The sequence below is a fragment of the Pseudoalteromonas tunicata genome (assembly GCF_002310815.1).
Taxonomy (GTDB): Bacteria; Pseudomonadota; Gammaproteobacteria; order Enterobacterales; family Alteromonadaceae; genus Pseudoalteromonas; species Pseudoalteromonas tunicata.
The window spans coordinates 814,397-839,812 of sequence record NZ_CP011033.1 but is presented as its reverse complement, the minus strand read 5'-3'; the positions used below and the strand labels follow the sequence as shown (position 1 = coordinate 839,812).

Annotated in this window: 24 protein-coding genes; 20 read left to right on the top strand and 4 right to left on the bottom strand. The window is 39.2% G+C overall.

Annotated elements, in window-relative coordinates:
- The first annotated feature begins 1 nt into the window (after position 1).
- Positions 2 to 3,046, top strand: a complete 3,045-nt coding sequence (locus PTUN_RS21050) for an efflux RND transporter permease subunit (protein WP_009836679.1) — start codon at positions 2 to 4, stop codon at positions 3,044 to 3,046.
- Positions 3,047 to 3,513: 467 nt separating this feature from the next.
- Positions 3,514 to 6,225, top strand: coding sequence for a TonB-dependent receptor plug domain-containing protein (locus tag PTUN_RS21045; RefSeq protein ID WP_009836680.1), 2,712 nt, complete (start codon positions 3,514 to 3,516; stop codon positions 6,223 to 6,225).
- Between the two features lie 250 nt (positions 6,226 to 6,475).
- Here the strand turns inward: PTUN_RS21045 and rimO are convergent, their stop codons facing one another.
- Complete coding sequence (rimO, locus tag PTUN_RS21040) at positions 6,476 to 7,879, bottom strand: 30S ribosomal protein S12 methylthiotransferase RimO (RefSeq protein WP_009836681.1); 1,404 nt, start codon at positions 7,877 to 7,879, stop codon at positions 6,476 to 6,478.
- A 250-nt stretch (positions 7,880 to 8,129) separates the two neighbouring features.
- On the opposite strand from rimO, the gene PTUN_RS21035 reads away from it, so the two are divergent.
- The 13 genes from PTUN_RS21035 to PTUN_RS20975 all read left to right on the top strand — a co-directional run bounded on the left by PTUN_RS21035 (position 8,130) and on the right by PTUN_RS20975 (position 18,381).
- Positions 8,130 to 8,690: an LON peptidase substrate-binding domain-containing protein gene (locus PTUN_RS21035; RefSeq protein ID WP_009836682.1), complete on the top strand. Its 561-nt coding sequence runs from the start codon at positions 8,130 to 8,132 to the stop codon at positions 8,688 to 8,690.
- Between the two features lie 69 nt (positions 8,691 to 8,759).
- The gene (locus PTUN_RS21030; protein WP_009836683.1) at positions 8,760 to 9,380 is read left to right on the top strand and encodes a sigma-70 family RNA polymerase sigma factor; all 621 of its coding nucleotides are present in this window, start codon (positions 8,760 to 8,762) and stop codon (positions 9,378 to 9,380) included.
- The gene (locus PTUN_RS21025) at positions 9,380 to 10,048 is read left to right on the top strand and encodes a ChrR family anti-sigma-E factor (RefSeq protein WP_009836684.1); all 669 of its coding nucleotides are present in this window, start codon (positions 9,380 to 9,382) and stop codon (positions 10,046 to 10,048) included. The genes PTUN_RS21030 and PTUN_RS21025 overlap by 1 nt, the downstream gene beginning before the upstream one ends.
- Positions 10,049 to 10,073: 25 nt before the next feature.
- Positions 10,074 to 11,027, top strand: a complete 954-nt coding sequence (locus tag PTUN_RS21020; RefSeq protein WP_009836685.1) for a YbgA family protein — start codon at positions 10,074 to 10,076, stop codon at positions 11,025 to 11,027.
- A complete protein-coding gene (gene phrB, locus PTUN_RS21015; RefSeq protein WP_009836686.1) occupies positions 11,028 to 12,455 on the top strand; it encodes a deoxyribodipyrimidine photo-lyase in 1,428 nt (475 codons plus the stop codon).
- Positions 12,433 to 12,897 carry a nuclear transport factor 2 family protein gene (locus PTUN_RS21010; protein WP_009836687.1) on the top strand — a complete coding sequence of 155 codons (465 nt, stop codon included), beginning with the start codon at positions 12,433 to 12,435 and terminating at the stop codon, positions 12,895 to 12,897. The genes phrB and PTUN_RS21010 overlap by 23 nt, the downstream gene beginning before the upstream one ends.
- Positions 12,894 to 13,613 carry an SDR family NAD(P)-dependent oxidoreductase gene (locus tag PTUN_RS21005; RefSeq protein WP_009836688.1) on the top strand — a complete coding sequence of 240 codons (720 nt, stop codon included), beginning with the start codon at positions 12,894 to 12,896 and terminating at the stop codon, positions 13,611 to 13,613. The genes PTUN_RS21010 and PTUN_RS21005 overlap by 4 nt, the downstream gene beginning before the upstream one ends.
- A gap of 2 nt (positions 13,614 to 13,615) precedes the next feature.
- On the top strand, positions 13,616 to 14,869 hold the full coding sequence (locus tag PTUN_RS21000; RefSeq protein ID WP_009836689.1) for an NAD(P)/FAD-dependent oxidoreductase: 1,254 nt from the start codon (positions 13,616 to 13,618) through the stop codon (positions 14,867 to 14,869).
- Entirely contained in the window at positions 14,866 to 15,603 is a 738-nt protein-coding gene (locus tag PTUN_RS20995) for a DUF1365 domain-containing protein (protein ID WP_009836690.1), read from the top strand. The genes PTUN_RS21000 and PTUN_RS20995 overlap by 4 nt, the downstream gene beginning before the upstream one ends.
- 7 nt (positions 15,604 to 15,610) lie before the next feature.
- Positions 15,611 to 16,873: an SAM-dependent methyltransferase gene (locus PTUN_RS20990; RefSeq protein ID WP_119081700.1), complete on the top strand. Its 1,263-nt coding sequence runs from the start codon at positions 15,611 to 15,613 to the stop codon at positions 16,871 to 16,873.
- Positions 16,851 to 17,363, top strand: a complete 513-nt coding sequence (locus PTUN_RS20985) for a DUF2878 domain-containing protein (protein WP_009836692.1) — start codon at positions 16,851 to 16,853, stop codon at positions 17,361 to 17,363. The genes PTUN_RS20990 and PTUN_RS20985 overlap by 23 nt, the downstream gene beginning before the upstream one ends.
- On the top strand, positions 17,360 to 17,854 hold the full coding sequence (locus PTUN_RS20980; RefSeq protein WP_009836693.1) for a chalcone isomerase family protein: 495 nt from the start codon (positions 17,360 to 17,362) through the stop codon (positions 17,852 to 17,854). The genes PTUN_RS20985 and PTUN_RS20980 overlap by 4 nt, the downstream gene beginning before the upstream one ends.
- The gene (locus PTUN_RS20975) at positions 17,854 to 18,381 is read left to right on the top strand and encodes a DUF3833 domain-containing protein (protein WP_009836694.1); all 528 of its coding nucleotides are present in this window, start codon (positions 17,854 to 17,856) and stop codon (positions 18,379 to 18,381) included. The genes PTUN_RS20980 and PTUN_RS20975 overlap by 1 nt, the downstream gene beginning before the upstream one ends.
- 9 nt (positions 18,382 to 18,390) lie before the next feature.
- Here the strand turns inward: PTUN_RS20975 and PTUN_RS20970 are convergent, their stop codons facing one another.
- Complete coding sequence (locus tag PTUN_RS20970) at positions 18,391 to 18,633, bottom strand: DUF2164 domain-containing protein (RefSeq protein ID WP_009836695.1); 243 nt, start codon at positions 18,631 to 18,633, stop codon at positions 18,391 to 18,393.
- Between the two features lie 110 nt (positions 18,634 to 18,743).
- Between PTUN_RS20970 and PTUN_RS20965 the strand changes: the two genes are divergently transcribed.
- A complete protein-coding gene (locus PTUN_RS20965; protein WP_040643439.1) occupies positions 18,744 to 19,298 on the top strand; it encodes a GNAT family N-acetyltransferase in 555 nt (184 codons plus the stop codon).
- Between the two features lie 66 nt (positions 19,299 to 19,364).
- Here the strand turns inward: PTUN_RS20965 and rluF are convergent, their stop codons facing one another.
- Positions 19,365 to 20,222 carry a 23S rRNA pseudouridine(2604) synthase RluF gene (gene rluF / locus PTUN_RS20960; RefSeq protein ID WP_009836697.1) on the bottom strand — a complete coding sequence of 286 codons (858 nt, stop codon included), beginning with the start codon at positions 20,220 to 20,222 and terminating at the stop codon, positions 19,365 to 19,367.
- A 244-nt stretch (positions 20,223 to 20,466) separates the two neighbouring features.
- Between rluF and PTUN_RS20955 the strand changes: the two genes are divergently transcribed.
- Positions 20,467 to 21,315 (top strand): HDOD domain-containing protein, encoded by an 849-nt coding sequence (locus PTUN_RS20955; RefSeq protein WP_009836698.1) that lies wholly within the window; start codon positions 20,467 to 20,469, stop codon positions 21,313 to 21,315.
- 74 nt (positions 21,316 to 21,389) lie between these two features.
- Here the strand turns inward: PTUN_RS20955 and PTUN_RS20950 are convergent, their stop codons facing one another.
- Positions 21,390 to 22,436, bottom strand: coding sequence for an alkene reductase (locus PTUN_RS20950; protein ID WP_009836699.1), 1,047 nt, complete (start codon positions 22,434 to 22,436; stop codon positions 21,390 to 21,392).
- A gap of 132 nt (positions 22,437 to 22,568) precedes the next feature.
- Here PTUN_RS20950 and PTUN_RS20945 point away from each other — a divergent pair, with 132 nt between their 5' ends.
- From PTUN_RS20945 to PTUN_RS20935, 3 genes are all read left to right on the top strand, one after another.
- The gene (locus PTUN_RS20945) at positions 22,569 to 23,153 is read left to right on the top strand and encodes a TetR/AcrR family transcriptional regulator (protein ID WP_040643543.1); all 585 of its coding nucleotides are present in this window, start codon (positions 22,569 to 22,571) and stop codon (positions 23,151 to 23,153) included.
- 87 nt (positions 23,154 to 23,240) lie between these two features.
- Entirely contained in the window at positions 23,241 to 24,692 is a 1,452-nt protein-coding gene (locus PTUN_RS20940; protein ID WP_009836701.1) for a hypothetical protein, read from the top strand.
- A gap of 211 nt (positions 24,693 to 24,903) precedes the next feature.
- Positions 24,904 to 25,401: a hypothetical protein gene (locus PTUN_RS20935; RefSeq protein ID WP_009836702.1), complete on the top strand. Its 498-nt coding sequence runs from the start codon at positions 24,904 to 24,906 to the stop codon at positions 25,399 to 25,401.
- Positions 25,402 to 25,416: the final 15 nt, after the last annotated feature.

The window sequence follows — 25,416 nt, the reverse complement described above, 5'->3', positions numbered from 1 at the left end:
CATGAGTTTGGCACAATTATCAATTGAGAAAAAAGTCATCTCTTGGATGGTGACCTTACTTTTGCTGATCGGGGGCACGTTTTCTTATTTAGGCCTCGGTCAGTTAGAAGACCCTGAATTTACCTTAAAAAAAGCCATGGTGATCACTTCCTACCCAGGGGCTTCACCTGAACAAGTTGAAGAAGAAGTCACCTATCCCATTGAAAACGTAATACAACAATTACCATATGTTGATTATGTCAGTTCGATTTCATCGCCAGGTATGTCACAAATTTCGATCGAAATGAAAAGTACCTATCGTAAAGAAGAACTTAGACAAATGTGGGATGAGCTTCGACGTAAAATCAATGACTTAGCTCCAAAGCTACCCAGTGGCGTCATGCCATCTAAAATAATGGATGATTTTGGTGATGTGTACGGAGTGATGTTTGCTGTTACTGGCGATGGCTACTCATACGATGAACTTAAAGATTATGTTGATTACTTACGCCGTGAACTCGTACTGGTTGATGGCATTGGTAAAGTAGTCGTTGCGGGTGAACAACAGCCCCAAGTCATGGTTGAAATTTCAACTCACAAACTGGCTAGTTTAGGCATTTCTGCTCAACAAATTTTTCAACTACTGCAAAATCAAAACACAGTATCAAATGCTGGCAAAATTAAAGTTGGCAGCGAGTCAATTCGCTTGCACCCTACAGGTGAATTTAAAGATGTAAAAGAATTAGAAAACTTACTTATCTCAAGTCCTGGTGCCTCTGAGCTGATTTACCTCGGTGATGTTGCGACAGTGACGCGTGGTTATGCCGAAGTGCCACAAAATATTATCCATTTTGCAGGTCAACAAGCGCTGTTACTTGGCGTCTCGTTTAGTTCTGGGGTAAATGTAGTCGATATCGGTAAAAAACTCACCAGCCATTTGGCTGAACTTGATTATCAGCGCCCTCATGGAATTACTGTTCAATCAGTTTATAACCAACCGCAGGAAGTCGAAAAGTCAGTTGATGACTTTATCATTTCATTATTAGAAGCGGTTGCTATCGTTATTTTAGTACTTTTAGTTTTCATGGGGTTTAAAAGCGGTGTATTGATTGGTTTAATTTTACTGATCACTGTGCTAGGTACGTTTATTTTTATGAAGCTTTTTGCCATCGATCTACAGCGTATTTCGCTCGGCGCACTGATTATTGCCTTAGGGATGTTGGTAGATAACGCGATTGTGATCACTGAAGGCATTTTAATTGGCTTACAAAAAGGCCGAACCAAGGTTCAAGCTGCCGTTGATATCGTTGAACAAACCAAATGGCCTTTATTGGGCGCGACGGTTATCGCCATTACTGCTTTTGCACCAATTGGATTAAGTGCCGATGCAACAGGTGAATTTGCTGGCAGTTTATTTTCAGTACTTTTGATTTCATTATTACTCAGCTGGGTTACTGCGATTACCCTTACCCCATTTTTTGCTGACCTAATGTTTAAACAAAGCACCACAACCGATCAATCAGATGATCCTTACAAGGGAATTATTTTTACAGTGTATCGCAGCGCATTAAGCTGGTGTTTAACTTATCGCAAAACCACGATGGGCTTGATGATGCTAGCATTAATCTTGTCTATTGTGGGTTTTGGTCAAGTAAAACAATCGTTTTTTCCTGCATCCAATACTCCGATGTTTTATCTCGATTATTGGCGCTATCAAGGAACGGATATTCGTCAAACTCAAGACGATATCAAAAAAATAGAGCAGTATTTACTCACTAAAGAGTCGGTGCTTGATATTACCAGTACCATAGGACAAGGTGCACCACGCTTTATGCTCACCTATGCGCCAGAAAAAGCGTACCCAGCTTATGCGCAAATGATTATTCGTGTCACAGATCGCGACGCACTCGACCCTATCATTGCCGATTTAAGGCAATACAGTGCTGAACATTTACTTGATGCCCAAGTTAAACTAAAACGCATGGAGATTGGCCCTTCAACCGATGCAAAAATTGAAGCGCGTTTTTCAGGCCCTGATCCACTGGTGCTGCGAGATTTAGCAAACCAAGCTAAAACTATACTAAAAGATGATCCTAAGGCATTTAATATCAAAGATGATTGGCGCGAACGCACTAAACTCATTCGTCCAAAATTTAATGAGCAAAAGGCACGCCGTTTAGGGATCAGCAAAGCCGACCTCGATAGTTTGTTATTAACAAGTTTATCTGGCAAACAAGTGGGTGTTTATCGTGAAGGTACACAAACCTTGCCTATTATTGCACGCTCACCCGCTAATGAGCGCTTGCAAGTAGATAGTTTAAATGACCTACAAATCTATAGCCCTGCGCTTCGCGTTTATATTCCGATAAACCAAGTTGTTGATGGTTTTGATACAGAATTTGAAGATAGTTTGCTAATGCGTCGAGACCGGAAACGTACCATTACCGTAATGGCCGATCACGATATCTTAGGTGATGAAACGGCTGCAAAACTATTCGCCCGTGTCAAAGCACCAATCGAATCAATTGAACTCCCTCATGGTTATGAACTCCATTGGGGTGGTGAATTTGAATCTTCATCTAAAGCTAAAAAAGCAATTTTCGGTTCACTGCCAATTGGCTATTTAGCGATGTTTGCTATAACCGTATTACTCTTTAACTCTGTTAAGCAACCCTTAGTTATTTGGGCCACCGTACCTTTAGCTATTATTGGTGTCAGTGCTGGATTGTATTTTACCGGCAGTCCGTTTAGCTTTATGGCACTGCTAGGTTTATTAAGCTTATCTGGTATGTTGATTAAAAATGGCATTGTATTAGTGGATCAAATCAATTTGGAATTGTCCGAAGGCAAAGAGCCTTACTTTGCTGTTTTCGATTCGGCGGTTTCTCGTGTCAGACCGGTTGCTATGGCCGCAATTACGACTATTTTAGGTATGATCCCACTGTTATTTGATGTGTTTTTTAAATCTATGGCGGTTACCATCATGTTTGGTTTAGGTTTTGCGACTATTTTAACCTTAATCGTGGTGCCCGTGCTGTACGCAATGATTTTTAAAATTAAGCGTTAATATGTAATGAGCCTTAATATTAATTAAGGCTCATTTTCCTTGTTCGTATTCAAAGACTCCTCCCGCTAAATAATTTTATATCTCCCCTGTGCTAAAAATCGATTAACCAACATATTGAATTAAAGATGAAAATCTAAGTTGCTCATCTCAAGTCAACAATTTTAAAGCTAACAAGACAGATTAGCCCGTCAAGAGTGAGTCTATTCGCATTAAGCCAACGATGATAGCGTTGAAAATAGTGCCCTGAGATAGATTTACTTTTCAGCATTAAGGTCATTTAACTCATTGTTTTATCGTTTATAGCGTCAGTTTTGTTTCTAATTAAATACACCGTTCATCACATTTATTTCTAAGTTTATAAAAAAATTTTGCAATTAACGTCTTCCTAACATATTATCTCGAACCATTGATATATTGTATACAATATATCAATGTGGGTTTTGGGGGTTTCATCAATGAGGTTAACAATGAATAATATTAATAAAAATAAAACAATCACGTTCAATCGTACAATGCTAACGAGCTGTATTTTGGCATGTTTGGCAAATCAAACTGTTTATGCGGCAGAAAATACAGAGCAAGTAGAACGCATAGAAGTAACAGGTTCTCGTATTAAACGAGTTGATTTAGAAGGTGCAGTGCCCGTTACTATTTTGAAAGCCGAAGATCTTGCCAATGCCGGTTTTGCAACGGTAGGTGATGCATTACGTAACTCTAATCTAAATGCATTTGGATCGTGGGGCGGTGGTGCAAATAATAGCTGGAGTTCACAATCAACAGTCCAGTTAAAGGGAGCATCGGCACAACATACCTTAACCTTACTTGACGGTAAGCGAATGGCAAAATCACCCGTATTAGATGGCGGCGCCAGTAACTTAAATACAATCCCAATGGCGGCGGTCGAGCGTATTGAAATCTTAACTGATGGTGCTTCCGCAATTTATGGTACTGATGCGATTGCCGGTGTTATCAACGTTATTTTGAAAAAAGATTTTCAAGGTATTCAATTTGATGGACGCGCCGATCGTCCATCAGCGAAAGGTGGTGATTCAAGCAATTTTTCCTTCACAGGAGGACTGAGCTCAGATAAAGGCAGCTTAGTCTTTACCATAGAGCATTATGAAGAAGACCCAATAATGCAAGCTGATAGGCCGTATACGCGCCCTTCAGTGATCCCAGGTGGTGACGCAGGAGATGCAAATGATTGGGCAAACGTTTCATGGACTGGACGTGCTTTAACGCAAGGTAATGCAGGCGGATGGGCATGGCAACACCCTTTTGAAGGCGATGCATCGTGCGCTGATATTTATGGCGCTGACTTCAAAGGGCCATTAACCGACCGTAACTACGATGGTGATACATTATGTGGTTATGATTATACCAATGCAGCAGCGAGCTCTTCTCGTTCGCGCCGTGATAATACGCTCATTCATTACACCTATAATGTGACCGATGACATTCGCTTAACTGCACGTGCTTATTGGGCCAAAAACGAAACTCTCGATGTTTCCGCCCCTGTACCTGCCAGTATTTCAATTCCGAATGGTCTGCCCGCTTACACCACTACACAAGGAATTCGTTTAAAAGAACTGTATCCCGATCCGGATGCAGGGATGAAATTTCGCTTTGATAATGCCGGTAACCGTGTTGCAGAAATGCATGATAATGTCTTTGACTATATGTTAGCGCTTGATGGATCTACTTCTGCATTTGATTGGGATGCCTCAATTTCTTATAACAAATATACTAACTTTGTGTGGGGAACTGGATATTTACTTGATGGCGCACAAAATGATTTAGTTGGCCACTGGGATGAGCAAGCAAATAAGTTTGTTGGTTGGGATCCGCGCGATCCAAATTCACCGTTACCAGGCGGTATTGCAGCTAACTATGATAAACGTATGGTCGCCGATTACCTTGAAGCCGCAGGCGGTCTAAGTTTTGATTTATACCAGTTTGATGCAGGCACTGCAGCCATGTATGTTGGTGCATCTTACCGAGAAGAGTCGCTAGATTCTAAAGTCGATGCACTCGCTGAAGCGGGATTAATCGTTGGCGGTAATGGTGGCTCAGGTGGCGCAGGCGAGCGTGATGTTGTTTCAACCTATGCTGAACTAGTACTACCAATTATTGATAAATTAGAAATCAACTTAGCGGGTCGCTATGATAAGTATTCGGATTTTGGCAGTACCTTTAATCCACAAATTTCAATACGCTATAACCCACTTGATAACGTTCTATTACGGAGCTCTTGGGGAACAGGTTTTCGAGCTCCGACACTGTCAGATTTAAATAAAGCGCAAACAGAAGGGTTTAGTAAACTGACTAACTACATTGCCTGTCATGAAGCTGGTACAGATATCGATTCGTGCGGATTAAAACAAGAAGCGGCGACTCGCACCGGTGGTAATAAAACCCTTGATGCCGAAGAGTCAGATACTTATAACATTGGCATGTCGTGGGATATTAATGACAATTTTAGTATCACAATGGATTATTGGGCACTTGAAACTGAAGGATTAATTGATTCGATTGATTCATCAGAAATATTACAAACCCAAGCAAAACTTAATCAAGCAGCTGATCTGGCCGGTACTGCAAGACAAGATATTTCAACTATTTATCCAGGTGCAGAAATCTCGTTATTACCTAATGGGCGTCTCAATTATGTGGTTGCTCCGGTACTTAATATTGGTAAAAGCGAACGCCAAGGTTTAGATGTTTCCTTTACTGGTAACTTTGAGACTGAGTTTGGCGATTTCTCTGCCAAAGTGAATGTTTCTAAATACTTAAAATATAAATATTCTTATGTTGAAGATGGTGAAACAAATATTTCAGAAGATATTGCTGGGCGTAAAAATACGCCTGATGTGCGCATAAACTTCAGCCTAGACTACACCTTGGGTGAACACAGTGTGCACTACTTTGCAAACTACATTGGGGCGCAAGAAACCTGGGATTATACTGATGAAACAAATACAAAATTGTTTGAAATCGACGCGTATACCTCACATAACCTCAATTACAACCTAAATCTGCCTTGGCAGAATAGTGTATCTCTAGGTGTCACAAACTTGACCGATGAAGAGCCTAAATTTGATAAATTTAACGCTTTTTCAACAAGTTTATATAGTATCCGAGGTCGTACATTTTATATGTCTTTTCAGCAACGTTTTTAAGTTAACACTCAGGTTTACTGTCTTATTTAGTCTAGTATCGTTTTATAACCATAAGCACGTTGTAACGATATAAGTAAGGTAGTAAACCTGACTCTAACGTGCACGAGCTAAAGTGGGTTGCTGGATATGCAGCCTACTTTGTCGCTTGCATTTTTAGGCGCTGAGATATTCCCTGTTAGCCGACGAAAGTCGGCTTTTTTACATAAAAAAACGCCTCAAGATGAAGCGTTTTTTCCAGACTCAGGGCAAACTAGCGTTGAACAGAACCCCATAAATCATATTCATCAGAATGTTCAACCAGCACTTTAACAACATCACCTGGTTTTAGATCAGTTTCACCGTTTAAGTAGATCACACCATCAATTTCAGGGGCATCTGCAAACGTACGGCCAATGGCACCTTCTTCGTCCACTTCATCAACTAATACTTCCATGACTTGACCAATACGCAGTGCTAAACGGTTTTTACTGATCGCTTGTTGTTTTAACATGAAACGCTCAAAACGGTCTTGCATTATTTCTTCAGGCACAGGCTCTGCTAATTCATTCGCTTTAGCGCCTTCAATAGGTGAGTATTTAAAACAGCCTACGCGGTCTAATTGCGCTTCTTCTAACCAATCGAGTAATATTTGGAAGTCTTCTTCTGTTTCACCAGGGAAACCAACAATAAAGGTAGAGCGAATGACCAGCTCTGGGCATAATTGACGCCATTTTTTAATACGATCTAAAGTACGTTCGGCTTGACCTGGGCGCTTCATCATTTTTAAGATGCGAGGGCTTGCATGCTGAAAAGGAATATCTAAATAAGGGAGTAACTTACCTTCAGCCATTAGTGGAATGATGTCATCAACATGTGGGTACGGATACACATAATGCAGACGCACCCAAATACCTAGTTTATTTAGTGCCTGGCACAAGTTAAGCATATCTGTTTTAACTGGCATTCCATTCCAAAAACCAGTTTTACTCTTAACATCAACGCCATATGCACTTGTATCTTGGCTGATCACTAAAAGTTCTTTTACGCCAGCTTGTTTTAAACGCTCAGCTTCTTGTAAAACATCACCTATTGGACGCGAGACTAAATCACCACGCATTGATGGAATGATACAAAAAGTACATCTGTGATTACAGCCTTCAGATATTTTTAAATAAGCATAATGTTTTGGAGTCAGTTTTACACCTTGGTCGGGAATAAGGCTCATGAATGGGTTTAGCACAGGTTTTGGTGCGAACTCATGAACATGCTCCATCACGTTTTCATAGGCATGTGGACCGGTGATGCCAAGCACATTTGGATGCACTTCGCGAATTTCATCTTCGCGCGCACCTAAACAGCCAGTCACAATAACCTTGCCATTTTCTTTTAGTGCTTCGCCAATGGTATCTAAAGACTCTTGTACTGCACTGTCGATAAAGCCACAGGTATTAACAATCACCACATCTGAATCATGGTAGCTGCTGACGACTTCGTAACCTTCTGTTCGAAGTTGCGTTAAAATTCGTTCAGAATCAACGAGATTTTTAGGACAACCTAAGCTTACAAAACCGACCTTAGAACCAGTACCTTTTGCTGTTGGCGCTTGGCTGGCTAGCGTTTTAGCTGGGGTATCTAATGTGGTGGTTTGTTTTGGATTGAAGGTTTCTACTGTCATGGTTTACCTGTAAAGAGTGACGCGCAAATGCTGGTGGCGGATTATAGCCTAATCATCCTATAAAGTAAGTATGGACACCATTTTGCTGTCGATATTTATTAATTCTGTTGCTGATAACACTCAATAAGCTTTTCAAATAACAATTATTCTTATTAAATGGATTTGTTTTTGCCAATAAAAACAGTTCGACTGAACTATTTAATCTCAATTGGCGTATTAGTTAGCACGATTCATCTTAAATGGTTTTGTTATGCAACTGGGCGTTTTCCCTTTACCTATTGTTCTATTTCCGGGCGGTATAACACGCCTACGAATTTTTGAACCTCGCTACATCAGATTAGTGAAAGAAAGCATAGCAGGGACAGGATTTGCACTTAGTTGTTATGATAAAGATCATCCATTTAACAGTTCAACAATTGCAGCTTGGGTTGAAATTGTTGATTTTTCGACCTTGGATGATGGTTTTTTGTCGATTGATATTCAAGCAAAATCATTAGTCAATCTTACTGAGTTCTCGATTGAGTCTGATCAATTGCGCAAAGCCAAAGCGACAATTATCCCTCATTGGCCAGAGCAGCAAAACAGCCAACAATCACAACTACTCGCCAAAGAACTAAAGCTAATATTTGATGTAAATCCACACTTTGCTGCTATGTACAAACAAACAGATTTTGATAACCCAAATTGGTGCTGCGGTCGGTTTGTTGAATTATTGCCTATTGATATTTCGGATAAAAAACAATTTCTTAGTGAACAAAGTTTTGGCGTTTGTCTTAACTTCCTCCATACTCTGATTTGTGGCGAAAAATAATTTTTATTAAGTGATCGTTATTTTTGTTCGCGACGTACAAATGGGCATGTTTATAAAAGTGTAATAACTATGCAAATTCAACAATCGCATGTACCTCAGGGTTCAGCCTCTTTGACTAGAAAACCAAAAATGAGTCCAGAAGAGTCACAACAATTAAAAAATTGGCTAACGGATATCGCGGTAGACCGTGACCGTCAAGCGTTTGCTCAGATATTTAAATGGTTTGCACCGAAAATTATTCGCTTTGGTATCAAACAGCTTGGTAGTGAAGCAGCAGCAAATGAGTTATTACAAGATACAATGAGTAATGTGTGGCGCAAATCTCACTTATTTGATTTTGACAAAGGCGCCGCAACAACTTGGATTTATACCATAATGCGTAATGTCTCTTTTGACATGTTACGTAAAATTCGTTCACAAAGAGAGGATTATCTCAGCGACGATATGTGGCCAATTGTCGAAGCTCAAAACGTTCAAGAAGTTGAATTTGCAGATCATTTAATGCAAAGCCACATTGCACAATACATCGAATTATTGCCTCAAGCACAGCAACAAGTTATCAGAGGTGTTTATTTTCAAGAATTATCCCAAGAACAACTCGCAGAGCAACTCAACATTCCACTTGGAACCGTTAAATCTCGCCTACGCCTTGCACTTAACAAGCTCAAAGAACAACTAGGAGAGCTATAATGATTAAATTCCATCCTAAATTAGAACTCCTACAAAGTTACGTGTTAGGTGAGTTGCCAGCTTCGTTGACTGCGGCAATATCGATGCATGCAGATTTTTGTCAAGAGTGCGCAAAACAAATTACACAGCTTACTTGTGAATCAGCAGACACATTTGATAGCCCATTAGCCGACTTTAGCACTAAAGCCATTGACATAAACGACGCTGAGCTCTCAGCGATGATGCACGCTATTTGCGATAATGATGATATTTATGAAGCACCTGTTATTCAGTCTCCAGAAATTGAATTAAAAGGTAACGTTTATTCTGTCCCACGCGCACTTCGTAGCCTCAATATGAGTGGTTGGTACAAAATGGGCAAACTAAGTCGCGCAAGAATTGATTTTAACGAAGGTGCGCTACACAGTAGTTTGCTTCACATAGACCAAGGTGGTTCAGTGCCAATGCACACACACAAAGGATTTGAACTAACATTACTACTTGATGGCAGTTTTAGTGATGATATGGGCCATTATGAAAAAGGCGATTTTATATTGCTAGATGGTAAACATACCCATAATCCAATGACTGAAACTGGTTGTCTGTGCTTTACCGTAGCTGATGATGCGCTACATTTTACTCAGGGTTTATCTAAATTATTAAATCCATTAGGCAGTTTCATTTATTAGCACAAATTGTTAAAAGGATGTCGCAATGAAAGTTCCTCAGTCTGACATTATTATCGGGATCAGCGCTTGTGTTGAAGGTCAACAAGTGCGTTTTGACCGCGGACACAAAAAGTCAGATTTTTGTGTCAATGAACTTGGTAAACACGTTAAATACCGCGGTTTTTGCCCTGAAGTGGCTATTGGTATGCCCATTCCTCGCCCAACAGTGCGTCAAATCAAAAAAGGAGACCTGATTATTGTTAGTCGCCCTGATGGTGAAGGTGACGTAACCGAGCAGCTTACCGCCTACGGTAAAAAAATCGCCGCTTCAGTGAGCGACTTAAGTGGCTTTATTTTTTGTCAAAAAAGCCCAAGTTGCGGAATGGAGCGGGTTAAAGTGTATTATGAACATGGTCAAAGCAGTGAACCAACGGGTATCGGTTTATTCGCCAAAGAAATTATGGCTGCAAACCCCCTGCTTCCTTGCGAAGAAAATGGCCGTCTAAATGATGCAGGACTACGTGAAAACTTTGTAATTCGTGTATTTACTTATCGCCATTGGCAAGATTTAGTCGCTTCAGGCCTGACAAAACATAAGCTCATTTCGTTCCACAGTGAGCATAAATATTTATTGATGAGTCATCATTTGCCAAGCTATAAAGCGCTGGGGCAATTGTTGGCCCGTGCTGATTTATCCATAGACGAAATGGCTGAGCAGTACATTAGTGGATTAATGGGTGGACTCAAGCATCTGGCTAATCGTAAGTCTCATTCAAATACGTTGCAGCACTTACAAGGTTATTTTAAAAAGAATATTGATAAAGCACAAAAACAAGAGCTTGCTGAGCATATCGAAGGCTTCCGCCAAGGATTAGTACCTTTACTTGTTCCCTTGACTCTAATCAATCATTACTTAAAACAGTACCCTAAAGCCTATCTTGCAGCGCAAGTTTACTTATCCCCGTATCCAACTGATTTAAAATTAAGGTATGGTTATTAAATGAATTTAATGTGGTTACGCCGCGATTTAAGGATTGATGATAATCCGGCATTAATCGCTGCTTTACAATCAGGGCCGACTCAGGCCCTTTTTATTGCAACACCCGAGCAATGGCAACAGCATGACATGGCCCCCATTCAAGTTGATTTTATCGAACGTCATCTTAATCTGCTCGCTGAGCAACTTGCTAAATATGGAATTCCTTTAACAGTCCTTACTGTACCCAATTACGCATCTTGCACTATTGCTTTAAAAGAGTTTTGCCATACCCAACAAATCTCACAGATTTTTGCTAATCAAGAGGTCGAACTCAACGAATGCATCCGCGATCGACAAATTTTAGCGGCTGGCCTGAATTTAACCTTATATGAAGCAGATGTGATTGTGCCAAAAGGCACAGTGAAAACCGGTAAAGGAGATATGTTTCACGTATTTACTCCATTTCGTAATGCATGGGTCAAACAACTTCAACAGCACAGTATAAAAACGTCCTCACATCCGAGCGAAGTATTAACCCATTATCAAAGCATTCGTGCTGAAAAAATAGTATTAGAAGCCACAAAAAAGTCCTCAGAAAAATGGCCTTTAGTCTCTGATATTAAAAAGCACGTTATGCCTGAATTTTTGCAAACTAAGCATGCAGATTATAAACAATACCGAGATTTCCCAGCTTTAAAAGGCACATCTGGCGTTTCACCCTACTTAGCCATTGGTGCTCTTAGCAGCAAAATGTTGGCATCCCAAGTTTTACAACATGTGCCCTTTATTTTAGATAATGCCAAAGCAGATATTTTTTGTTGGTTAAATGAACTCGCTTGGCGTGATTTTTATAAACATTTGCTCTTTGCCTACCCAAACTTAATTAAAGGGATCACCTTTTCAGAAAAATACAGCAATCTTAACTGGCCTAATTCAAACGAGTATTTTATTGCCTGGTGCGAAGGCAGAACGGGTTACCCGTTAGTTGATGCTGCTATGCGTCAGTTACGCCAAACCGGCTGGATGCATAATCGTTTACGTATGGTGGTTGCGAGTTTTTTAACTAAGCACTTGCTAGTTGATTGGCGTTTAGGTGAGCAATTTTTTATGCAACACCTCATTGATGGTGACTTTTCGGCTAATAATGGCGGTTGGCAATGGGCTGCTGGAACAGGCTGTGATGCCCAACCCTACTTTCGTATTTTCAATCCCATAACACAAAGTGAAAAGTTTGATCCTGACGGTTCATTCATCCGTAAGTATTTGCCAGAGCTAAGTAATGTGCCAGTTAAGTATATTCACCTTCCCCACAGTTATCTTGCTGCAACGGGTCAAAGTGAGTGCTACTGGCCAGCTATTGTCGAACACTCACAAGCAAGACAAATAGCGCTCGCTTTTTATAAACAGCAGCTTGGAGCGCCAGAAAATGACAGCAATGCCCGAAATTAAAATGCCTCACCCTGTTGACGCTGAATTAGTACACAAATTCATTGATGTATATCAGTCTCTAAATAAAAGTAATTTGTTTTTGCTAGCAGATATTTACCATAACAACATCACTTTTACCGATCCGGTCCATCAAGTGAAAGGGTTAAATGCGTTAAATGACTATTTTGTCCATTTATATGCCAATGTCAGTGAAATAAGTTTTAAGATCGACAATTTTTTTATTGCCGAACAAGAAGCTGCGCTTTACTGGCAGATGCATTATTGCCATAACAAACTTAACCGAGGCCAGCCTATTAGTGTTACAGGGCACAGTCATTTGCGTTTTCGCGATGGTAAAGTGATTTACCATCATGATTATTTCGATATTGGTGCCATGCTATACGAACAGATCCCATTTTTTGGTGGATTAGTACGGCTTATCAAACAGCGAGCTGGACAATGAAAACGGTTCTAATTACCGGGGCTTCATCAGGCATTGGCAAAGCCTTGGTTCAATACTATGCAAATGATAATTATCAGGTCTTTGCCTTTGGCCGTGATACAGCAAGGTTAGAGCAGTTAAAACAACTCAATACCAATATCACTGCTGTCTCATGCGATTTAACTGATTTAAGTCAGCTCCAACAGGTTTCGACAACATTGCCTATGTTTGATTTAATCATCCTTAACGCAGGTAATTGTGAATATATCGACGACCCAGTCAATTTTGATGCTGCTTTATTTCAACGAGTGATGGCGGCTAATGTGCAATCAGTTGCCAATTGCTTAAGCGTATGGCTAAAGAAAATAAAACCTTATGGCCGTGTTGCTATTAATAGCTCAAGTGCCCAATTTTTGCCGTTACCACGTGCAGAGGCCTATGGCGCATCAAAAGCGGCGCTAACTTACCTAGCTCGCACGTTGCGTATTGATTTGCAGCCACATAATATTTTTGTCTCGGTGATCCATCCAGGCTTTGTTGCCACTCCCCTGACAGCAAAAAACACCTTTGCCATGCCCTCTATTTTAACCACTGAGCAGGCAGCATTGGCCATTGTTAAAGGTCTTAATAAAGGCAAAGACGAAATTAATTTTCCACCAGTATTTATCGCAATTATGAAGTTTTTAGCTTTTTTACCCCGCCCTCTTTGGCGTAAATTAGCTTTAAGGATGTTATAACAATGAAAAAAATCGCCATTATTGGTTCGGGTATTTCAGGTTTAACTGCAGCGCATTTACTGCATACAAAGCATGATATTACGCTATTTGAATCGAATGATTATATCGGCGGACATACCGCAACAAAAGACATTGAGTATGGCGCTAAAACCTATGCCATAGATACTGGCTTTATCGTTTGTAATGATAAAACTTATCCTAACTTTTTAAAGCTGATGGATAAAATTGGGATCAAACGCCGCCCAACCGAAATGAGTTTCAGCGTTAAAAACATTCGTAATGGATTAGAATATAACGGTAACAATCTCAATAGCTTATTTGCACAGCGCCGCAACCTTTTGAAACCATCGTTTTGGCGTTTAATTAATGAAATCTTACGTTTTAATAAACAATGTAAAGAGCTATATAGCAAAAACCAAATAAATCCGGCACTGACATTAGGTGACTTTTTAGTGGCTGAAAAGTTTAGTCAGGCATTTTGTGAAAACTACATTTTACCTATGGGCGCTGCAATTTGGTCAACCAGCTTAACTGAAATGCGGGCCTTTCAATTACGGTTTTTTGTCCAGTTTTTTTATAATCATGGCTTGTTAAACATCAGTGACAGGCCCCAGTGGTATGTGATTGAGGGCGGCTCGAGAGAATACATTGCACCTCTGATTGCAGGTTTTAAAGATAAGATCAGGCTCAATAGCAAGATTTTAAAGGTTTCGCGCACTGATAACGCTGTGCAGTTGCATTTCGATGACGATTTAATCGAACAGTTTGATGAGGTGATCTTTGCCTGCCATTCAGACCAAGCCCTTGCCTTGCTTGGTGATGCCACCGAAGACGAAAAAACGATACTTGGCGCAATCAGCTATAGCGCCAATGATGTGGTATTGCATACCGACAAAACCTTATTGCCTAAACGTCCTCTTGCTTGGGCAAGTTGGAATTATCAATTAGACGATAATTTAGATAGACCTGCCTGCGTAACGTATAACATGAATATTTTGCAAGGTATTACAGCTCCAACCACTTTTTGTGTCACGTTAAACCAAACAGATTTAATTGATCCAACCAAAATTTTGGCGAAATTTGTCTACCATCATCCGGTATTTAATCAAAAAAGCTTAGCCGCTCAACAACAACGTTTAAATATTTGTGGTCAACAACATACTCATTTTGTTGGTGCCTATTGGCACAATGGTTTTCATGAAGATGGCGTGAAAAGTGCGCTGTGTGTTACAGAACGATTTGGTGTCTCTTTATGATAGTAAACAGTGGTATTTATCAAGGCCACATTCGTCATAGACGTTTTAGCCCTGTTAGCCATGTATTTAACTATCAACTGAGCACCTTTGGCATCGATTTAGATGAAGTTGATGAACTTTGTTCTAAACATCGTCTTTTTGGCCGCCAGTGGTACAAACTTATTCGCTTTTGTGAAAAAGATTATTTAAAAAATGAACCCGGCACGCTTAAACAACGTATTGCTTCAACAGTAAAACGTTTAGGTGGTACCTGGGATGGTGGTCGAGTCATGTTTGTTGGACAGTGCCGTTCATTGGGTATTTATTTTAGCCCAATTAATCTATTTTATTGTTTTAACAAAGATGATTCGTGTGTATGGATGCTAGCTGAAGTCAGCAATACTCCTTGGAATGAACGTCATTACTATTTAATTAATATAAACAGCGATGCAATGACAGCTAAAGATTTTCATGTTTCCCCTTTTATGGAAATGAATATGAAATACAAATGGCGCGTATCGCAACCACAGCAACGCCTATTGGTGCACATTGAAAATCACCCAATGCACACCCAAGGCGTCAAAGTATTTGATGCCACTATGGCAATGAAAAAACAGCCTTTTAGTAGTCTTGCCTACTTAAAGATGTGGCTAAGCCTGCCTTTCATGACCTTAAAAGTGATGAGTGGAATTTATTGGCAAGCACTGCTGCTGTTTATTAAACGTGTACCTTTTGTACCGTATGAACATCGTTGAGGTAACAATGGAACAAACACAATCACTGCAACTTAGCCAATCAATCAGTTGGTTTAATACAAAATGTCGTAATTTGGTTTTTAGTCTATTAGATCAAATTGACAACGCCTGTATTGAAATTCATGAAGGAGCACATTTTAAGACCTTTGGTAATCCAAATGCGGATCTTAAAGCTCAAATGCATATTCATGATTTAAGTTGCTATATCGATTTTGTTAAAGGCGGCAGTATTGCGGCGGCAGAAGCGTTTCTTGATAAAAAATGGACCACCCCAGATCTGACACACGTTATTCAGGTATTTGCTCGCAGCCAAAAACAACTTGATGCAATTGAGCAACAAGCAAGTTGGCTTTCAAAAATAAAACACAAGCTATTATCAATCCGTAATGCTAATACTGAGCAAGGCTCAAAAAAGAATATTCTTGCTCATTATGATTTAGGCAACGAACTCTACACTCGTTTTCTAGACTCTAGCATGATGTATTCTGCTGCAATTTATTATTCCCCTGAAGATACTTTAGCTCAGGCTCAGCAACAAAAACTAGCCTTAATCTGCGACAAGTTAGCGTTAAAACCTACTGACCATCTGATAGAAATTGGTACAGGCTGGGGGGCTTTAGCTATTTTTGCGGCCAGCCATTATGGCTGTAAAGTGACCACCACCACAATATCTGATGCCCAATATGAATGGGCTGCTGCCGAGGTTAAACGCTTAGGACTCAATGATAAAATCACCTTGTTGAAACAAGACTATCGTTTACTTAGCGGCCAATATGACAAGCTCGTATCCATTGAAATGATAGAGGCTGTTGGCCATGAATTTATGGCGGGCTTTTTTAATAAATGTAACAGTTTACTTAAAGATGACGGCACTATGCTTATCCAAGCAATTACAATTGCTGATCAGCGTTACCACCACTATCGGAAAAATGTCGATTTTATTCAAAAATATATTTTCCCAGGTGGTTGTCTGCCTTCAATAGCTGTCATGAGTGAGCACATTGCCCAACAAACAAATATGATGATTGACAATATTGAAGATATTGGCCTTCATTATGCGCGCACTTTGCATGATTGGCGGATGCAATTTGATAAAAATTGGCAACAAATTAGCCAGTTTGGTTATGACGAGCAGTTTAAACGCCTGTGGCATTATTACCTCAGCTATTGTGAGGGTGCATTTATAGAACGAGTGATCAGCACTCATCATATTGTGGCCCGTAAACCAAGCTATAAAAGTAGTCGTGATGAGTCGATTCTCAATTATTAATTTGGTTTTTTTCCAAGCCGCGTGGTTTCTTGCGGCTTGGTACACCGATGCCGCAGCTGCTTTTTTACTGTTATTACTCTGTTGTCATTTTGTTTTAAGCCCTACAAAACGAATTGATTTAAAAGTACTCTATGGAGCTGTTTTAGGTATTACGACCGATCAAGTTCTGATTTCAACTTCAGTTTTTGGTACTGACTCAAGCTTAATTCCGATATGGCTGATACTGCTTTGGGGATGTTTTGCGGTTTCACTCAATCATTCATTGGCTTGGCTGCAACAATTGTCGCTCACAAAAGTCGCTATTATTGGTGCATTTGCAGGCCCAAGTAGCTATTTTGCAGCACTTAAGCTTGAAGCTTTAACTACTACACTCAACCAAGGCCATTTTTTAATCTTACTTGCTTTGGTTTGGGCAGCTTTATTACCTGCTTTAGTCTCGATAAGTAAGCATTCAACTATGAATGAACAACATGTAAAGGTAACGCCATGATCATTCGTATAAGTTTTTTTTTCTCACTGTTCATATCTTTTAATGTTTATAGCAAGCCAATTGATGATTTAGAGAAAATTGGTGAAGGCGTCATGTCGGTTATGTTTTGGGATGTATATCGAGCACAACTTTATAGCAGTAAAAAGCCTTATGAATTGAGCATTCGGCCACAAGCATTAAACATCGTCTATTTTAGAGACATCGATAAAAAAGATTTAATTGATGCCACCGAAGATCAATGGAAAAAGATAGGTTTCTCTCATCAAAATATTGATAAGTGGTTGGTTAAGCTCGAAACAATCTGGCCCAATGTCACCAACAATAGTCAGCTTACTTTGCGAGTGGAAGCAGATAAAAGCTACTTTTATCACAATAATGAACTGATTGGCGAGCTAAATGATGCGGACTTTGGCCCGGCGTTTATTGCAATATGGTTATCAGAAAAAACAACCCGACCAGCACTTAGGCTGCAATTATTAGGATTAAAATAATGCGATTTTTATTAGTTATCTTCAGTTTATTAGTATTAACAGCGTGTTCAAATCCCACCATTAATGACTATCAAAATACCGAGCCAAAATTAGAGTTAGACCAATTTTTTAACGGTAAATTAAAAGCTTATGGTTTAGTTCTTGATCGTCAAGGTCTGGTAACGCGTCGTTTTGAAGTCGACTTAATAGGGTCATGGCACAACAATCAAGGCGAACTTAATGAATGGTTTTATTTCGATGATGGTGAAAAAAGCACGCGTAACTGGAAATTAACTAAATTAGCGGATGGCAACTACACTGGCACGGCAGGTGATGTGGTGGGTATAGCAAAAGGTAAAACAGCTGGTTCTGCACTTTATTGGAAGTACCAACTGCTAATCAAATACCAAGGTGATGATTACGAAATTACCTTAGACGATTGGATGTATCTTGTCGATGATAAGAGATTATTTAACAAAACCGAGCTGTCAAAATTTGGTTTTAAAGTCGGTGAAGTTATCTTGTATATCGAAAAAATTTCATCATAGTCTAAGCCTTTAAATTTCTTTTTCTATCTCATAAAGGGCTTCAGTTATATGCTCTAAGCGGCTTTCAATCAACGCTTTTGCATCATGAAGCCCCTGATTATAATAATGAGCTCCTAACTGCGCACTGATAAAGTCGAGTAAAAAATCGGCATCAAATTGAGCTAATTCAATATCTAATTCATTAATAAAGTAGTTTTGTAGTTTGTCGATTAACTGGTTTTTTTTGCTCGCACTGAATTCTATCTGGCTCACTGTTACCTCTATTTAGTTTTTATTACCTCAACATGAAAATTCACCATACCATAAAATGTATTGCTGTTTTATTATAACGGCTCAATTTATTGCCTGAAAAAGGATACCTTGTGACCACTCTCGCCCTTGCTAAAGTAACTGATATTGATGAAATTTTAGCACTCCATGCTCGATATCAAGTTGATACCATTTCTATTGAAGACAAAAAAGATGGATTTATCACCACCGCATTCAATCGTGAGCAATTAACGCATCTAATTGAACAAGAACAAGGCCTATTTATTGCAAAAAAAGATGAGTGTATTGTTGCCTATGTTATGGCGGCTTCATGGCACTTTTGGTCCGCATGGCCAATGTTTGCATTTATGATTAAAAGTCTACATGAGCTGAGTTATCAAGGGATCAGTTTAACCATTGATAATTCATATCAATATGGCCCGGTGTGTGTCGATAAATCAGTGCGTGGTCAAGGGGTATTTGAACAACTGTTTGAATTTTCCCTAGCTCAAATGGCTGGACGCTTTGATGTATTAGTTACATTTATAAATAAAGTTAATCCACGCTCTTTTGCCGCCCATACAAAGAAAGTGAAGTTGGACGTTTTGCAAGAGTTTGAATATAACAATAATCAGTATTATGAGCTGGTGTGTTTAACTAAACGTTAAACGATAAAAATGAATTGATAAAACAGTCGCTCGGAGTGTAATGCTAATAACACTCCGAGCTACCACTTACTTTTTACGATTAAGAGAAAGAGTGCCTTTTTTAATTACCCTAACGGCTTGCGTTTTCATCGTCTGCTCGGGTTCGTCAAACTGCTTTTTCACAGGTTTTTTGAAGTTTTTATTTTTATTAGGATCAACTGACAGCTCCTCGGTTTTACCAGACCCTTCAATCGAACGATTAATAATGGCCATTTCTTTATCGGTTAAATTTCGCCATTGGCCGCTGCGTAATCCGGTTAAATCGATATTCATGATGCGCACGCGTTTTAGAGTAACCACTTCGTACCCTAAAAATTCACACATACGACGAATTTGACGGTTGAGTCCTTGAGTTAAAACAATATTGAAACCATGAGAGGATACTTGTGTGACCTTACATTGTTTAGTTACAGTGCCAAGAATAGGTACCCCTGCGCCCATCTTTTTTATAAACTGGGGCGATATCGCTTTATCTACAGTCACTAAATACTCTTTTTCGTGATTATTACCTGCACGAAGGATTTTATTAACAATATCGCCTTCATTGGTTAAAAAGATTAGGCCTTCAGAGGGGCGATCGAGACGACCAATTGGGAAAATGCGCTCAGGATGGTTGATGGCGCTAATAATATTGCTACGAATATTCAGTTCAGTGGTACATGTCACCCCAACCGGTTTATTGTAGGCAATAAAAACGGCTTTCGGTTTGGCTTTAAGCGGTTTACCGTCAATTTCAACCACATCACTATCGGTCACCTTGGTGCCCACTTCAGGAATTTTGCCGTTGAGTGTCACCCGACCATCAGCAATGTATTTATCAGCTTCACGACGTGAACAAAATCCGGTATCACTGATATATTTATTTAGACGGGTTGACTCACTCATAATACACTCTCAAAGGCTTCAAATTAAAAACGGCTTATTGTAAACGAGGGTACTGTAAAAGGCTTTCTTTATGGTTATTTTTTTCGATAATGAAGCAACTTTTGCACCATAGAGCAATTAATAGGCTAATATCAATACGTTATTCTGATGGAAGTTATAGCCTGACTCTATCTTGATAAATAATGCATATGATTAATACTCGTGTCAGTTACTTTGGCACCAGTTTAAATAGTAAGGTGTTTTCATGATTGATATAGATGATAAAGTGCTTGCCGATGTGCGCAAAGGCTTTAATTTACCACCTAGACCTGAATTACTACAAAGGCTACAACAAGAATTAACCCAAGAGTCACCTGAACTTAATACTATTGCTCAGATAGTTGCTGATGATGTTGCCATTGCCGCTGCGGTCATCAAAGTCATTAATTCCCCTTTTTACGGCTTAGCTCGCACCATTACTGACGTTAAACAAGCCGTTATGTTTCTAGGCCTTGACAGTATTACTCACTTGGTAACCGGTTTTTTACTAAAACAAGCATTTAAACAACAAGAGTGTTGTATTTCGCTAGAGCGTTTTTGGGATACTGCGACCGATATCGCAACTGTCGCAACACTGATAGGTAAAAAAGTAAAATCGAAAGTGCCGGTCGAAAATTTACACTTAATAGGGTTATTTCATGATGCCGGAATTCCCGCTATGGCAATGAAATACCCAAATTATATCAAAGTACTCAGTGCAGCTAATCGCAATTACCACCAGTCATTGGTTGATTTTGAGATGGAGGCATACGGTACGAACCATGCCATTATTGGCTATTTTATTGCGAGCTCTTGGAACTTACCAAAAGATATCTGCCAAATTATTTTGCGCCATCATGAGCAAGATTATTTAGATGGTAATTTTAACGATATAAATCAACTCACCTTTGCAACGTTAAAAATGGCTGAAAACATTGTGCATATACAAAAACGATTTGTCGCGTCACCTGATTGGCCTTTCGTAAAAGAAGCTGTTTTACGAACACTTGAAATTGATGAAAATGATTATTTAGATATTAAAGATGATGCTGAGGAATACTTTATCTCTGTTTAGCCTATTAATGAATTGTGGTACTAACATGCCATATTGAGGTGCACTAAGAAAGTACACCTTAACTAAGGTCAAATTTAAATTAATGACGCCAGCATGTCTTCTGAATATTCTACCAAAGGTAGAGTATTGCGTACTCGCTCAACATAATCAGGATTGGCGATAAATGGGCGACCAATCGCAATTAGATCAAATTGATTGTTAGCTATCGCTTGACTTGCGGTCTGTGCGCTATAACCACCCACTCCTACTAACGTTCCTTGGTAATGACTACGTAAATACTGAGAAATTGAACCATCCAAGTAATCAAATGTCATGGCATCATCAAAAATACCACCATGTAAATATGCAAGCTTACGCTTTTGTAGCTCAGGCAATAAATAGTCAAATATTGCGCGATCGCGCGGATCTGCTGCCATATTAAAATATGCGCCCGGTGATACACGTAATGCAGTACGATTTGCACCAATAACACTCATTACGGCATCAACGACTTCAAGGGCAAAACGACTCATATTCTCTGGTGTTTGACCGTAATTGTCTGTGCGTACATTACTTGCGTGATGTAAAAACTGATCGATTAAATAGCCATTTGCTCCGTGGATCTCGACACCATCAAACCCTGCTTCTATCGCATTTTCAGCCGCTTTAGCATAATCAGACACAAGTTGATTAATTTCATCTTGGCTTACAGCTTTGGGAATTTGATAAGTTAATTCACGCATTCTAGGCACTGAGCCTTCGACACCTAATGCAGATGGCGCTAAAACGTCACCTTCACCAAAGAAATGTGGATGGGCAACACGGCCAACATGCCACAACTGAGCAAAAATTTTACCACCACCTTGATGTACTGCGTCGGTCACTTTACGCCAACCTTGTACTTGCTCTGCACTAAATAGCCCTGGAGTATTTGGGTAACCTTGGCCATCTGGGCGAATAATCGTTGCTTCAGAAATAATTAAACCTGCAGCTGCACGACGAGCATAATATTGCACCATAGCATCAGTTGGCACTAAATTTTCATCAGCCATACAGCGTGTAAGTGGCGCCATTAAAATACGATTGTTAAGTTCAATATCATCATTGAGTTTTACTGAGGTAAATAAATTTTGCGTTGTCATAGTCATAATCGGACCTTTATCTTGAATAGACGTTCAAGATAAACTTTCTTGAACGTCTATTCAAGTATTATTTTTGAATGCTAATTCAAGATAAGGTAAGATGTTCACTATTGCCATGTTGAGAGCTAAATGATGAGAAACGCCGAATTTGATAAAGAAACAGTACTGCGCAGTGCTATGGCCTGTTTTATCGAACACGGTTATGTCAAAACCAGTATGCAAAAACTGACGTTAAGTACTGGGTTACATCCAGGCTCTATCTACTGTGCATTTGGCAATAAACGCGGTCTTTTATTGGCTGCCATTGGGCAATATCATTTAGATCGTACCGCTCAATTTTTGGCGTTTTTTGCCAATGATGCAGCTGTAATGGTTAATCTTCGCCAATACCTCAATACAATAGTTACTGAATGTTTAAGTTGTGATGGTACTAAAGCCTGCTTACTGACTCGCACCTTAAGCGAAATTTTAGGCCATGATCCAGAGGTCTGTGGTGTATTAGCAAATCACTTAATGGCGTATCAACAAGCTTTGACTAATCAGTTTGCTTTGGCACAAAAACGTAATGAGATTTCCACTAAACGTACACCCGAACAACTGGCCCGTTTTTTTGTAATGGGAATATATGGTTTGCGCACCTATTCACAAAGTCATCCAGATGCTGTAACGTTAAATCAATTGGCTGATGATTTACTGCTTAGTGTTTCAAACCAATAATATCGTTTAAAAACAAATACACTCTCGAAATACTCATTGTTTTAAACTAGGCTTTAAACGTAACTTAACCCTTAAAAGGATTTTAAAATGAACAATAAGATTTTTAGTGACTCTGCATTTATCAAAACACTAAAAGTCTTTTTAACTACGGTTCATCACAGTGGTCCGATACAAGATTCAATTTACCACGAAGCTATCCATTATTTTCAAAATGAACCATTGCAAACTGAACAGCTTCATAATTTGCAGCAAGATCGAAATACTGCATTACATGAGCTTGAAAACAATGACAAAGATTCTCTCAATACCAAGCTTAAAAACAAGTTAGCTCAAGCAGATCAACTGCTAAAGAAATTTAAATTACAGATCCGCGAAGAGCGACTCGCGCGTTTACAAAAAATCAAAATGTTAGCAAACGAAATAATTGATTTTTGTTATGGTGACAATTTAGAAGAAACAAATATTCGCTTTGCTAAAGTTTTAGGTTGCCAGTTATTGTTAGTACCTACATCTGCGAAGGCTGCGGTAAGATATAATCACTGTAATAAGCACCTTTATAGAGCAGTATTGAGTTTAAAATTATTTGATCAATTACTAGCCGAAGGACTGATTAAAAATAAATTTGTCTCTGAAAGTTATGCACTTAGCTTAAATAATGGTAGTGATGAAATAAAACAACGTATTCATATTCCTTTGGTGATTGTCTCGCTATTACTCGATATAGGTAATTTCCATCCCGATGCCCAAGCAATTTTAACTGGACCCGAAGGTAAATTAGATGAATTAAGAGCGCTGGATAACGATGAACGGATTGCGCTATTAAAAATAAATTATCAACAAACCATTAATTACATAACCGAAGGACTCGGCCTTGACCAGTACATAGGTAATTCAAAAGCCGAAAAAGCCGAATTTGATCAGTTAGAAATTCAGAAAATAAGTTTTATAAAAGACTTATTACTCAAGTCGGTTAATCCGCAGCAGGGCATTGGCAACGTAATTAAAGTGCCCCAAATTTATACCTCGATTGTCATGTCGAGCAAATTAAACTTTGCTTATAATACTGTGCCAAAAGCGTTCCTTATTTTAGATAAAGGGGTTGAACGTAACAGTCATAGCCAAATTGCAGTTGATACCTTATTAAAAATTACCGGACTCTATCCGCAGGGCTTTGGCATTACCTATATTCCAAAAGATGACAATGGAGATGATTTACCTCGTTATGAGTACGCGATTGTTAATCGCCTCTATCCTGATGACCCTCATGCCCCACTTTGCCGTATTGTGACGAAAAACCTTACGTTTGTTAGCAATGGCGATGATGTAACGCTCAATACCAGTCAAAATCTTTATTACCCCGCAAATCGCAAAAAACTTGAGCAAATCTCGCCCGAACGTTTAAAAGAGATTTTAAGTAAACTTTGGTCTAATTTCGAACAGCGCCAACAAGAAACCTCCTTAATTCCATCTTGCTGGCAACCCCAAGAGTATTTTAGTTACGCGAAACATCAAAATCTGTGGAATAAAACGGTGATATAAACGATAAAATGCAGTTTTTACTTTTTTCACTCACTCAGTTTAAACTGCGAACGGGTAAATTCTCTTTCAATTAACCACACAAAAACAATAAGTAACATTAAAAACCAAGCTCTATTGTAGCCTCGACATACTAAGGGTTAGTCTTTTTTAGAAAAGTATCCTAAGTTTATTGTTAACGCTGTTTAGTTAACATCATTTGAAAGGACTCAATATGTTTGATATTCGCGCAACCATAGGTGTCATGATTGGTTTTATAGGTTTATTGTACATTTGTGCAGTAACATTTTTGTCTCCAGACCCAGTTTATCTGATAAAATTCTATATCCTTGTGCCATTTCTGATTATTACAGCATCACTTAGTTTTATCACCTTTGGACTAGAGACAAGCCTAAAAGTGCTAAAACACGCTTTGCTGGTAATTTTTTCTAATCAAGCCTCATTAAATTCAAGCTTTAACCCTTACTTGCAAGCCCTATCACGCTTTGGCTATATCTCCGCTATTTTATGGATTGCCTATGGGGCAATTTCGGTTTTATCTTCGCATTCGACCGCATTTAAGGAGCTAATAGCGTCTGCCTGCGCAGCATTACTTTATGCGTTTATATTAAGTGAGTTTTTTATACGCTTGGCGCTGACAAAAAATACGTATTTACTCAATGTGATGAAACAAAACACATCCATTAAACCCAAGCCAAATAAGTTAAAATAAAAAACGAAGCATTAA